Below are 10,976 nucleotides of genomic sequence, written 5' to 3' on the forward strand. Positions count from 1 at the left end.
CCCGCCGAGCTGACCCGCCTCAGGGGGAGAGCATTTCCAGGCGCGCCTCGGTGGCCAGCAAGCCACGGCGCAGTTCTCGAACCTCGGCCTGCAGGCCCTCCAGCCGCTGGCCCAAGGCCGCTCGAGCCTCCCGGGCATTATCGGGAAGGCCCCGCAAGGGCTCAAGGGTATCGCGAAGCCCGCCCAGGGTCTCCTCCAGGGCGTTCAAACGTGTCGTCGAACGCTCGGCTTCCTCGTTGAGTGCCGTGATCTCGCGCTCCAGGCGACTGGCCAGCGCCAGGGTCTCCTGCCCCTCGAGGGCCTCGACTCGCCGGGATAGCGCATCCCTCGCCGTCTCGCCCTGGCTTGCCAGGCTATCCAGCCGCTCGGATAGCCCGGCCCGGGCCTCCTCGCCGAGGGCTTCCAGGGCGTCCAGGGAGGCACGGCTGGAGGTCAGCCACGCCTCCAGGGTCGCCTGTTGCTCCTCGAGGCGGGTCAACGCCTCCGCCAACGCCTGAGGACTGGGATCCTGCTCCCGGGCCGCTTGCAGCGCCTCCAGGAGCTCACGCTGCTCATCGAGCCGTTGCGCCAGAGACGCCTGCTCCTCGCTCAGGCTGGCCAGGGCCTCGCCGGGGTCGAGCCCCTCGAAGCGGGCATGAATGTTGGAGAACTGTCCCTCCAGGCGAGCCAGCTCCGCATGCAGCAGCTGGCGCTCCTCCCAGGCCAGGGCCGAGACGCCGACCAGACCCGCGGCCAGCAGCAGAACCGCCAGGCGCAGCCCCCAGGGCCTGGGCGATGGCGGGGCCGTTACGGCATGCCGATGGGGCGGGTCGAGGCTGGCATCGGGGTCGGCGACCAACGGGGGGGGACGCCGCTCCTCCGGGGGCTGAGCCATGGACGAAACTCCTCTTCTCGGCGGATGAGTGCGGCGCCGGCGGGCCAATCCCGAGTGTCGCCGTCGGAATTGGCGGCACCCCGACGGGGTGCTATGATGTGCCGACACCACTTACGCAGATGCTTGGTATTGTAAGGTTTTTTGCAACGGAACCGATAGCGCCTTGATTCGCTGCGGTGCCGACCCCACAACACCAGGTGCTGTTTTCATCGGTGATAAAAAGGAGCAAACCATGGCATTCGAACTTCCCGCCCTGCCGTATGAGAAGAACGCGCTGGAACCGCATATCTCCGCCGAGACCCTGGAGTATCACTACGGCAAGCACCACCAGGCCTATGTGACCAAGCTCAATGAGCTGACCGACGGCACCGAGAATGCCAACAAGTCTCTGGAAGAGATCATCAAGTCCTCCTCCGGCGGCCTCTTCAACCAGGCGGCGCAGGTGTGGAACCACACCTTCTACTGGCACTGCCTCTCCCCGAACGGCGGCGGCGAGCCCAGCGGCGCCCTGGCCGACGCCATCAAGGCCAAGTTCGGCTCCTTCGACGAGTTCAAGGCGGCCTTCAACGCCAAGGCCGTGGGCAACTTCGGCTCCGGCTGGACCTGGCTGATCAAGACCGACGACGGCGGCGTGGACATCGTCAACACCGACGATGCCGATACCCCCATCGCTCACGGCCAGACCCCGCTGCTGACCATCGATGTGTGGGAGCACGCCTACTACATCGACTACCGCAACGCTCGTCCCAAGTACCTGGAGAGCGTGTGGAACATCGTCAACTGGGACTTCGTGGCCCAGAACTTCGCCTAAGCCTCCGCTTGACGAAGTGGCCCGGGCCATGGCCCGGGCAGACACGACAAGGCCCCGCTTCGGCGGGGCCTTGTCGTTGCGGGACGGCATGAGCCGCCTCAGGAGGGGTCGGCGCGGCGACCGATGCCTCGGTAGCTCAGGCCCTGATTCGCCACATAGCCGGGATCATAGATATTGCGGCCATCCAGGAGCAGTCCCTCCTTGAGCAAACGCCTCAGCCGCGGCCAGTCCGGATTCCAGTAGCACTTCCACTCGGTGACCAGCAGCAGCGCATCGGCGCCCTCGCAGGCGGCATAGGGGTCGTCCGGGCACAGCGTCAGCAGCGGCTGCTCGCCCACCTCGGCGGCCAGCGCCGGCAGCGCCGCCGGATCATGCAGACGCACCTCGACTCCCTGGGCCCAGAGGGCCCGCAGCAGAGGCAGCACCGGGGCATGATCGATACGCGCCGTGCCTGGCTTGAAGGCCGCCCCCCAGATCGCCACCCGGCGCCCGGCAAGCTCACCCTGAAAATGGCTCCACAGCTTGCGGAACAGGGTCTCCTTCTTCTGCTCGTTGATCTCCAGCACCTGCTCCAGGAGCGCCGAGGCGCGGCCCTGGGCGGACTGCACATCGGCCAGGCTCATCAGGTCCCGGGAGAAATTGGGTCCCCCGAAGCCACAGCCCGGATAGAGGTAGTCGTACCCGATGCGCGGATCGGCACCCATGCCCTGGCGCACCAGCTCCACATCGACCCCCAGGGTGTCGGCCAGGCCGGCCACCTCGTTCATGTAGCTGATGCGGGTGGCCAGCATGCCGTTGATGGCCAGCTTGGTCAGTTCGGCGGCGCGCAGCGGCATGCACTGGAAGACGTCGCGGCGGCGATTGAAGGCGCGCAGCAGCTCGCGGACCCGGGCGGTGGCTTCTGCCGACTCACTGCCCAGCAGCCAGCGACTGGGGCGGGTAAAGGTCTCCCAGGCGCGCCCCTCCTCGAGGCGGTCGGGCAGACAGACCGCCCACTGCTGCGGCCCCAGATGGGCCGCCAGGCGCTCGGTCTCGCCCACCGGGAAGGTGGCGTTATTGACCACCACCAGCGGGGCCTCTTGGCAGGCGGCCTGGGCCGCCACGGCATCGGCCGCCTCGGCACGCTGGTCCGGTGCCAGGGCCAGCCAGAGCACCTCCACCGGCTCGGCGGCGGCTGGCTCGCCGAGGGTCAAGTCGCCCTCGGCCAGGGCGCGCTCCAACTGGTCGAGCAGCTGCGGCTCGCGTCTCAACCAGTCGGCGTGGCGCAGGAACGACCAGGGCGCGTCTCGGTGAGGCTGCCAGGTGACGTTATGGCCAACGCTGGCCAGGGCGGCCGCCGCGGTCGCCGCGGCGAGTTCACTGCCGATCAGGCGAATGCGCATGCTCAGTCCTCGCCGGCATAGCGACCGAGGAGTTCCCGGAAGCCCACCCCATACTTGGGATGGCGCCGGGCGAAGGCGAGGATCGCCTCCAGATAGCCGAGCTGATGGCCGCAGTCGTAGGTCACGCCCTGCATGCGATAGGCGGCGACCCCGGTCCGGGCGCGCAGCGCCTCGATGGCATCGGTGAGCTGGATCTCGCCACCGGCTCCCGGCGGCGTCTCGGCCAGCAGCGGGAAGATCTCGCCGGGCAGCACATAGCGGCCGATCACCGCCAGGTTCGACGGCGCCTGCTCCCGGGGCGGCTTCTCCACCATGCCCGCCAGGGGCAGCGACTCGCCCGGGGCCGGCACGCCGGCCTGGGGCTCGACGATGCCGTACTTCTCGACCCGCTCCCAGGGCACCTCCTCGACCATCAGCTGAGCCTGGCCGCTGGCCTCGAAGGCCGCCACCATGCCCGCCAGGTCATTGCGGGCCAGGCCCTCGCCGTCCACCAGCACGTCCGGCAACAACACCGCGAAGGGGGCATCCCCTACCACCGGGCGAGCACAGAGCACCGCATGGCCCAGCCCCAGGGGCTCGGGCTGGCGCACGCTGATGATCTTGACCTCGTCGGGGACGATATTGCGCAGCTCCTCGAGCAGCTCGTGCTTGCCCTTGGCCTCGAGGGTCGTCTCCAGCTCGAAGTGCTTGTCGAAGTGGTTCTCGATGGCTCCCTTGCTGGAGTGGGTCACCAGCACGATCTCGGTGATACCGGCGGCGACGGCCTCCTCCACCACGTACTGGATCACCGGCTTGTCGACGATGGTGATCATCTCCTTGGGGATCGCCTTGGAGGCGGGCAGGCAGCGGGTACCGAAACCGGCCACCGGCAGAACGGCCTTGCGAATCATCGGGTTCCTTCCTGAGCGGGATTGAATCGGCCTAGTATGCCAGAGACGCCAGACCCACGCCGCCCCTCCGCGCTCGCGGTGGCCGACGGCGGACAAGGCGGCCCCGGAGCGGGTAGAATGACGGCATCTTTTTCGAGGAGCCCGACGATGCCCACCCCGCCGGACGTCGACCTGCTGATCGAGGCCCGCTGGCTGCTGCCCATGAGCGAGGGTCTACCGACCCTCGAGAATCACGCCATCGCCATCCAGGGCGAGACCCTGCTCGGCCCCTGGCCCATTGCCGAGGCCGGCCGTCATGTCGCCCCCCGCGAGGTCCTGCGATTACGCCACCATGCCCTCCTGCCGGGGTTGATCAACGCCCATAACCATGCCGGCATGAGCCTGATGCGCGGCTATGCCGACGACCTGGCGCTGATGACCTGGCTCAACGAGCATATCTGGCCCGCCGAGGGGGCCCTGGTGGATGCCGACTTCGTCGCCGCCGGCACGCGCCTGGCCTGCGCCGAGATGCTGCGCAGCGGCACCACCACTTTCGCCGATATGTACCTGGCCCCGGAGGCGGTGGCCGAGGTCGTCGATGACATGGCGATGCGGGTCCAGCTGTGCACCCCGCTGATCGACTTCCCCACTTCCTGGGCCGGCGACTTCGCCGAGGGCCTGGCGCGCACCCAGGCGTTGATCGAGCGCTATGACGACCATTCCCGCATCCATCTGGCCCTGGGCCCCCATGCCCCTTATACGGTAGGCGATGCCAGCCTGGCGAGGCTCGGCGAGGCGCGGGAGCGCTGGGGCCTGCCGATCCAGATGCATGTCCATGAGACCCGCGACGAGATCGACCAGGCCCTGGCGAAGGATGGCCGCCGGCCGTTGCGGCGCCTGCATGATGCCGGCCTGCTGGGGCCCCATTTCCAGGCGGTGCATATGACCCAGGTGGACGATGCCGACCTGGCGCTGCTGGCGGAGACCGACACCCGGGTCATCCACTGCCCTCAGTCCAACCTCAAACTGGCCAGCGGCTTCTGCCCGTTGGCACGGCTCCAGGCGGCCGGCATCACCGTGGCCCTGGGCACCGATGGCGCCGCCAGCAACAACGACCTGGACCTGTTCGACGAGTTGAAGAGTGCCGCCCTGCTGGCCAAGGGGGTCAGTGGTGATGCGGCCGCCCTGCCCGCCATGGCGGCCCTGGCCCTGGCCACCCGCGACGGCGCCCGGGCCCTGGGGCTGGATGACCACCTGGGCCAGCTGCGCGAGGGCTTCGCCGCCGACCTGGTCGCCGTGGACCTGGAGCACCTCAATACCCTGCCGGTGCATCACCCCGCCTCGGCGGTGGTCTATGCCATGCATAGCCACCAGGTGAGCCATGTGTGGGTGGCCGGGCGCCCGCGGCTCGCCGAAGGAAACTTTATCGATATCGAACCGGACGCCATTCGTGGCGACGCCGAGCATTATCGGCGTCGCCTGGCGTCCCTGGCCTCACAAGGAGACCGTTGAGATGCCTCATACCGCCGATGCCGGCAACCACCGCCATAACGTCGATGCTGCCGAGATCGCCAAGTTCGAGGCCTTGGCCAGCCGCTGGTGGGACAGCGAGGGCGAGTTCAAGCCCCTGCACGAGATCAACCCGCTACGCCTGGACTTTATCGATGCCCGCACCGGCCTGGCCGGCAAGTCGGTCATCGATGTGGGCTGTGGCGGCGGCATCCTGGCCGAGGCCATGGCCCATCGCGGTGCCCGGGTCACCGGTATCGACATGGGGGAGGCCCCCCTGGCGGTGGCCCGGCTGCATATGGCGGAGAGCGGCGTGGCGGTCGATTACCGCCAGGCCAGCGCCGAGGAGATGGCCGCCGAGGCTCCCGGCCAGTACGACGTGGTGACCTGCCTCGAGATGCTCGAGCACGTCCCCGACCCGGCGGCGGTCGTGCGCGCCTGCATGACGCTGGTCAAGCCCGGCGGCGATGTCTTCTTCTCCACCATCAATCGCAACCCCAAGGCCTACGCCTTCGCCATCCTCGGCGCCGAATACGTGCTGCGGATGCTGCCCAGGGGCACCCACGACTACCGCAAGTTCATTCGTCCCGCGGAGCTCTCCCGCTGGGCGCGGGAAGCGGAGCTCAAGGTCTGCGAGCAGAGCGGCCTGGTCTACAACCCGCTAAGCCGGCGCTATCGCCTCGATGCCCGCGACGTTTCGGTCAACTATCTGATGCACTGCAGGCGGGAGGTCGAATGAGCCCCCTGTGGCGGGGGGGAGACCGAATGAACGCCCTGCCCCGCGGCCTGCTCTTCGACCTGGATGGCACCCTGGTGGATACCGCCCCGGATCTGGCGCGGGCCACCAACGCCCTGCGTGCCCACCATGGGCTGGCGGCGCTGCCTTATGAGGCGATCCGCGCCCAGGTCTCCAATGGCGGCAGCGCCCTGGTGACCCTGGCCCTGGGACTCCCCCTGGAGGCGCCGGGGCACGGCGAGGCGCGACAGTTCCTGCTCGATGCCTATGGCGAGGATGTCGCCGCCCATAGCCGCCTCTTTCCGGGAATGGCATGCCTGATCGAGCAGTGGAGCCAGGCCCCGCGGGCCTGGGGCATCGTCACCAACAAGCCCCGAGCCTATGCCGAGCCCCTGGTGGCGGCCCTGGGGCTCGCCCCCGGCGCCCTGTTCTGTGCCGACGACCTGCCGGTGAAGAAGCCCGCGCCACAACCGCTCTGGGCCGCCGCCGAACGCCTCGGCATCGCCCCCGAGGCATGCTGGTATATCGGCGATCATCGCCGGGACATGGAGGCGGCCCGGGCCGCCGGCATGACCGCGGTGGCGGTGGGCTATGGTTACCTGGACGACGCCGACCCCATCGAGGAGTGGCCGGCCGAGCGGCGCTTCGCCACCCCCGAGGCCCTGGTGAGCGCCCTGCTGCAACCTTGACGAACCATGACCCAACGCAAGAACGGGCCCCTGGGGGCCCGTTCTTGCATTAGCGCGGTTCGAGCCATGCCCTGACACGCCAGGGGTAACTCAGCCCTTGGCCGATAAGAGCGGTGACGCCACGGCTATCCGGGCCCATCGGGCGTGTTCAGCCCTTGGGCGGCTGGGCATCGAAGCGCTGCCCGGTCACGCCTCGGCTATCCGGCCCCATCAGCCACAGGTAGGTGGGCATGATCTCTTCCGGAGTGCGCAGGGTATCCGGGTCCTCGGCGGGGTAGGCGCTGCGCCGCATCTGGGTGCGCGTCGCCCCCGGGTTGAGGCTGTTGACCCGCACCGCAGAGAGGTTCTCCAGCTCGTCGGCCAGCACCTCCATAAAGCCCTCGGTGGCAAACTTGGAGACCGCATAGGCACCCCAGAAGGCGCGTCCCTTGCGCCCCACGCTGGAGGAGGTCAGGATCACCGAGGCATCCTCGGAGGCCTTGAGCAGGGGCAGCAGGGCCTGGGTCATCCACACCGGGCCATTGAAGTTGACCTGCATCACCTGCTCCCAGAGCTGGGGATTGTACTGGTCGAAGGGGGTCAGGCGCCCCAGCAGGCCGGCGTTATGCAGGATACCGTCCAGGCGGCCGAACTCCCGCTCCAGGGTCTCGGCCATGTCCTGGTAATCCTTGAGGGTCGCCCCTTCGAAATTGAGCGGGAAGATCGCCGGCTGGGGCCCGCCCGCCGCCTCGATCTCGTCGTAGACCTTCTCCAGCTTGGCGGTGGTGCGACCCAGCAGGATCACGGTGGCACCGTGGCGGGCATAGGCCAGGGCCGCGGCGCGACCGATGCCGTCACCGGCGCCGGTGACCAGCACGATGCGCCCCGCCAACAGGTCCATGGGGGGGCGATAGTCGATCTTGCAGTTCATCGGAACTCCTAGAGGCCGCTGTCGTTGAGGAAGTCACGCCCCATGACGGCGGCATTGCTGTCCGGGTAATCGGTGATCAGCCGCTCGAGCAGTGTACGGCTGGCATCCGGCTGCCCCTGACGGGCCTTGAGCAGGCCCAGTTTGTAGAGGGCATCGGGCACCTTGTTGCTCTCGGGGTAGTCGTCCAGCACCGTCTGGAAGGCGGCCGCCGCGGGCTCCAGGCGGGTCTCCGCGGAATAGAGCTCCCCCAGCCAGTAGTGGCCATTGGCGGTCAGGTTGGTGTCCGGATAGTCCGCCACGAAGGCCTCGAAGGCGGCGATGGCGGCCGGGAAGTCCCGCGCCTGGACGCGCTGGAAAGCGGCCTGGTAGGCGGCCTGGGCATCGGCGCCCGGGGGCGCGCTGCCACTCCCGGCACCGGCCTCGGCTACCTGGCGAGCCGCCTCGGTATCCACTTCCTGGGGCGCCACGCCGCTGGCCAGGCGCTGCTCCAGGTCCAGGTAGCGGGCCTGGGAATCGCGGCGCAGCTGCTCCAGCTGATGGCGAAGTTCCTCCACCTGACCGCGCAACTGCTGGATCTCGCGCTGCTGCTCGTCGAGCCGATTGAGCAGCATCAGGCTGCCGGAGGGCCCCTCGCGCACCTCGGCCTGTTCGTAGAAGGTGCGCGAGCGATCCGACAGATCCTCGATCACCGGCTGGGCCAGTACGGAAAGCGGGAGCACCAGGGCTCCCGCACCGCACAGTCGGGCCAGACGGCGGCCCCTGTGACTGTGATTCATCACTCGCTCCTCGGCCTCAGTAGGAGAACACCACGCGGCGGTTCTGGGCGTAGGCATCCTCATTGTAGCCGCTCACCGCCGGACGCTCTTCGCCATAGCTGACCACTTCCAGCTGGGAGGGAGAGACGCCCTGCACCGAGAGGAAACGTTCCACGGACTTGGCACGACGCTCGCCCAGGCCCAGGTTGTACTCGCGGGTACCACGCTCGTCGGTGTGCCCCTGCAGCACGACGCGGGCATTGGGGTTGTTGCGCAGGTACTGGGCATGGGCCGTCAGCACCGGCTCGAATTCGCCGCGGATGCGCTCGCTGTCGAAATCGAAATAGATGGTGCGCACGCTGGGAATCCCCGCCTGCTGACCGTTCTGGCCGGCACCGCCGACGCCGACGCCGCTGACCTGGCCGCTTCCCACCCCACTGGTGCTGGCACCACCACGGCTGCCATCCATGGAGCCGTCCTGGGTGCCGCCCGTGCTGGAACAACCGGCTACGAAGGCGAGAGAGAGCGCGACGGCCAGGCTCCTGGCATAAGGCTTGAATTGCATTTTCCACTCCTTGATGAATGACAACGTCAGTTCAGAAACGGCGACCATGCGGGCTCCCGCACGTCGCCCTGGGCCGCCGGCAGGCGGAAGGAGGCACGCCCATCCGCCGAGACGGCGCCCAGTACCCCGGTATTACCCTGCTGGGTGGCGAAGAGTACCATGCTCCCATTGGGCGCAACACTGGGAGATTCGTCCCAGCGGCCCTCGGTCAGGGCGACCAGTCGACCGCTCTCCAGATCCTGGCGGGCCACCTGATAGCCGCGATTGCCCCGGTGGATCATATACAGCGCCTCGCCGTCCGGGCTGAAGCGGCCCCGGGCATTGTAGTTGCCGGTGAAGGTGAGGCGCTCCACCTGGCCACTGGCCAGATCATAACGGTAGAGCTGGGGCCCGCCGCTACGATCCGAGGTGAAGACCAGGCTACGACCATCCGGAGCGAAGCTGGGCTCGGTGTCGATGGCGCTGTTGTTGGTCAGGCGCCGGAAGTCGCGGCTGGCGATATCCATCAGGTAGATCTCCGGCTGACCATCCCGGGAGAGCGACATGGCCAGCTGGCGGCCGTCCGGCGACCAGGCCGGGGCGCTGTTGATGCCGGTGAAGGAGCTGGCCCGCACCCGCTGGCCGGTAGTGACATCCTGGATATAGATGGCCGGACGCTCGGTCTCGAAGGAGACATAGGCCAGCTTGCTGCCGTCCGGCGACCAGGCCGGGGACATGATCGGCTGGTCGGAGGCGAGGATCTGCTGGCTGTTGCGGCCGTCGGCATCGGCGATATGCAAGCCGAAACGGATGTTGTCACCGGCGCCCTGGGCGGTGACATAGGCGATGCGAGTGGAGAAGGCGCCACGGATCCCGGTGATCGCCTCGAAGATCTGGTCACTGATGTAATGGGCGGCGGCGCGCAGGCGCTGGGGATCGGCGGTGACCACCTCCCCCAGCAGGCGGCGCTGGCCATAGACATCGAGCAGCTCGAAGCGCACGCGATAGTCGCTGCCCTGGGGCTCGATCTCCCCCACCACCAGGTAATCGGCGCTGACCGCCCGCCAGTCGCGGTAGTTGACCGCCTCGCTGCGACTCGGCTGGGAGATCAGCGAGCGCCGCGGCAGCGGATCGAACTGGCCGCTGCGCTCCAGGTTGTCACCGATCACCTGGGCCAGGTCCACCGGCAGGCTCTCCCCACCGAAGGGCACGATGGCGATGGGGATGGCGCGGTCGCTGCCGCGGGTAATCTCGATGGTCAGGTTGGCCTGAGCCTGCTGCACGAAGAGCAGCAGGCAGGCCGCCAGCCATAAGCCAAGATAGCGTTTCATCAGCGGATATCCCCCGGTCGAAATCTCAGATTGAATTGGCGGAACTGGTTCTGTGCCGCCGGCGGTAACTGGCGCATCTCGCGGAAGGGCGCGGCGCGCTCGACGGCCTGTAGCGCCGAGCGGTCGAAGCCAGTGTCGCCGCTACCCCGCAGCACGCTCACCCCCACCAGCTCGCCGGTGGGCAGGAGATTCAGTTGCAGGGTCGCCTCGAGGCCATTGACGCTACCCGGCGGAATGATCCAGGCCTGCTCCACCGCCCGGCGCACCAGGTTCTGGAAACTGTTGGAGGCCTCAGTGGCCTGGCGTGCATTGGCGATGGCCTCCTGTTCACTGGCGATCAGCCCATCCAGACCACCCGCCGCGGCCTCGGCGGCGCGGCGGGCGGCCTCCTCGCGGCGACGCTGCTCCTCCGCCTGGCGCTGACGCTCGGCTTCTTCCTGGCGACGCTGCTCCTCCGCCTGGCGCTGACGTTCGGCTTCTTCCTGGCGGCGCTGCTCCTCCGCCTGGCGCTGACGTTCGGCTTCTTCCTGGCGGCGCTGCTCCTCCGCCTGGCGCTGACGTTCGGC

12 protein-coding genes are annotated in these 10,976 nt (G+C 68.3%); 4 read left to right on the forward strand and 8 right to left on the reverse strand.

Annotated features, from left to right (window positions below; genetic code table 11):
* Positions 1 to 19: 19 nt before the first annotated feature.
* Complete coding sequence (locus IHD13_RS03135) at positions 20 to 874, reverse strand: hypothetical protein (protein ID WP_195859582.1); 855 nt, start codon at positions 872 to 874, stop codon at positions 20 to 22.
* 232 nt (positions 875 to 1,106) lie between these two features.
* Between IHD13_RS03135 and IHD13_RS03140 the strand changes: the two genes are divergently transcribed.
* The gene (locus IHD13_RS03140; protein WP_146801908.1) at positions 1,107 to 1,685 is read left to right on the forward strand and encodes a superoxide dismutase; all 579 of its coding nucleotides are present in this window, start codon (positions 1,107 to 1,109) and stop codon (positions 1,683 to 1,685) included.
* A gap of 98 nt (positions 1,686 to 1,783) precedes the next feature.
* Here the strand turns inward: IHD13_RS03140 and IHD13_RS03145 are convergent, their stop codons facing one another.
* Both IHD13_RS03145 and galU read right to left on the reverse strand, forming a co-directional pair.
* Positions 1,784 to 3,067: a nucleotide sugar dehydrogenase gene (locus IHD13_RS03145; RefSeq protein WP_195859583.1), complete on the reverse strand. Its 1,284-nt coding sequence runs from the start codon at positions 3,065 to 3,067 to the stop codon at positions 1,784 to 1,786.
* A 2-nt stretch (positions 3,068 to 3,069) separates the two neighbouring features.
* Positions 3,070 to 3,957 carry a UTP--glucose-1-phosphate uridylyltransferase GalU gene (gene galU, locus IHD13_RS03150; RefSeq protein WP_195859584.1) on the reverse strand — a complete coding sequence of 296 codons (888 nt, stop codon included), beginning with the start codon at positions 3,955 to 3,957 and terminating at the stop codon, positions 3,070 to 3,072.
* Positions 3,958 to 4,104: 147 nt separating this feature from the next.
* Here galU and IHD13_RS03155 point away from each other — a divergent pair, with 147 nt between their 5' ends.
* From IHD13_RS03155 to IHD13_RS03165, 3 genes are read left to right on the forward strand one after another with little or no spacing between them, the layout of a single operon-like run.
* Positions 4,105 to 5,448: a TRZ/ATZ family hydrolase gene (locus tag IHD13_RS03155; protein WP_195859585.1), complete on the forward strand. Its 1,344-nt coding sequence runs from the start codon at positions 4,105 to 4,107 to the stop codon at positions 5,446 to 5,448.
* A 1-nt stretch (position 5,449) separates the two neighbouring features.
* Positions 5,450 to 6,184 (forward strand): bifunctional 2-polyprenyl-6-hydroxyphenol methylase/3-demethylubiquinol 3-O-methyltransferase UbiG, encoded by a 735-nt coding sequence (gene ubiG / locus IHD13_RS03160; RefSeq protein ID WP_195859586.1) that lies wholly within the window; start codon positions 5,450 to 5,452, stop codon positions 6,182 to 6,184.
* A gap of 26 nt (positions 6,185 to 6,210) precedes the next feature.
* Positions 6,211 to 6,870: an HAD family hydrolase gene (locus IHD13_RS03165; RefSeq protein ID WP_195859587.1), complete on the forward strand. Its 660-nt coding sequence runs from the start codon at positions 6,211 to 6,213 to the stop codon at positions 6,868 to 6,870.
* A gap of 148 nt (positions 6,871 to 7,018) precedes the next feature.
* On the opposite strand, the gene IHD13_RS03170 is transcribed toward IHD13_RS03165, so the two are convergent.
* From IHD13_RS03170 to tolA, 5 genes are all read right to left on the reverse strand, one after another.
* Positions 7,019 to 7,780: a YciK family oxidoreductase gene (locus tag IHD13_RS03170; protein ID WP_195859588.1), complete on the reverse strand. Its 762-nt coding sequence runs from the start codon at positions 7,778 to 7,780 to the stop codon at positions 7,019 to 7,021.
* An 8-nt stretch (positions 7,781 to 7,788) separates the two neighbouring features.
* Positions 7,789 to 8,556, reverse strand: coding sequence for a tol-pal system protein YbgF (gene ybgF / locus IHD13_RS03175; protein ID WP_195859589.1), 768 nt, complete (start codon positions 8,554 to 8,556; stop codon positions 7,789 to 7,791).
* A gap of 16 nt (positions 8,557 to 8,572) precedes the next feature.
* Positions 8,573 to 9,100, reverse strand: a complete 528-nt coding sequence (gene pal, locus IHD13_RS03180; protein ID WP_195859590.1) for a peptidoglycan-associated lipoprotein Pal — start codon at positions 9,098 to 9,100, stop codon at positions 8,573 to 8,575.
* A gap of 26 nt (positions 9,101 to 9,126) precedes the next feature.
* On the reverse strand, positions 9,127 to 10,410 hold the full coding sequence (gene tolB, locus IHD13_RS03185; protein WP_195859591.1) for a Tol-Pal system beta propeller repeat protein TolB: 1,284 nt from the start codon (positions 10,408 to 10,410) through the stop codon (positions 9,127 to 9,129).
* Positions 10,410 to 10,976, reverse strand: a 567-nt coding sequence (tolA, locus tag IHD13_RS03190; protein ID WP_195859592.1) for a cell envelope integrity protein TolA, incomplete at its 5' end; no start/stop codon positions are given. The genes tolA and tolB, both read right to left, overlap by 1 nt.

It is taken from the genome of Halomonas sp. 328 (assembly GCF_015645095.1).
Taxonomy (GTDB): domain Bacteria; phylum Pseudomonadota; class Gammaproteobacteria; order Pseudomonadales; family Halomonadaceae; genus Bisbaumannia.

Coding starts and splice junctions, on each gene's coding strand:
- IHD13_RS03135 (WP_195859582.1), bottom strand. CDS start 874: ATGGCTCAGCCCCCGGAGGAGCGGCGTCCCCCCCCGTTGGTCGCCGAC.
- IHD13_RS03140 (WP_146801908.1), top strand. CDS start 1,107: ATGGCATTCGAACTTCCCGCCCTGCCGTATGAGAAGAACGCGCTGGAA.
- IHD13_RS03145 (WP_195859583.1), bottom strand. CDS start 3,067: ATGCGCATTCGCCTGATCGGCAGTGAACTCGCCGCGGCGACCGCGGCG.
- galU (WP_195859584.1), bottom strand. CDS start 3,957: ATGATTCGCAAGGCCGTTCTGCCGGTGGCCGGTTTCGGTACCCGCTGC.
- IHD13_RS03155 (WP_195859585.1), top strand. CDS start 4,105: ATGCCCACCCCGCCGGACGTCGACCTGCTGATCGAGGCCCGCTGGCTG.
- ubiG (WP_195859586.1), top strand. CDS start 5,450: ATGCCTCATACCGCCGATGCCGGCAACCACCGCCATAACGTCGATGCT.
- IHD13_RS03165 (WP_195859587.1), top strand. CDS start 6,211: ATGAACGCCCTGCCCCGCGGCCTGCTCTTCGACCTGGATGGCACCCTG.
- IHD13_RS03170 (WP_195859588.1), bottom strand. CDS start 7,780: ATGAACTGCAAGATCGACTATCGCCCCCCCATGGACCTGTTGGCGGGG.
- ybgF (WP_195859589.1), bottom strand. CDS start 8,556: ATGAATCACAGTCACAGGGGCCGCCGTCTGGCCCGACTGTGCGGTGCG.
- pal (WP_195859590.1), bottom strand. CDS start 9,100: ATGCAATTCAAGCCTTATGCCAGGAGCCTGGCCGTCGCGCTCTCTCTC.
- tolB (WP_195859591.1), bottom strand. CDS start 10,410: ATGAAACGCTATCTTGGCTTATGGCTGGCGGCCTGCCTGCTGCTCTTC.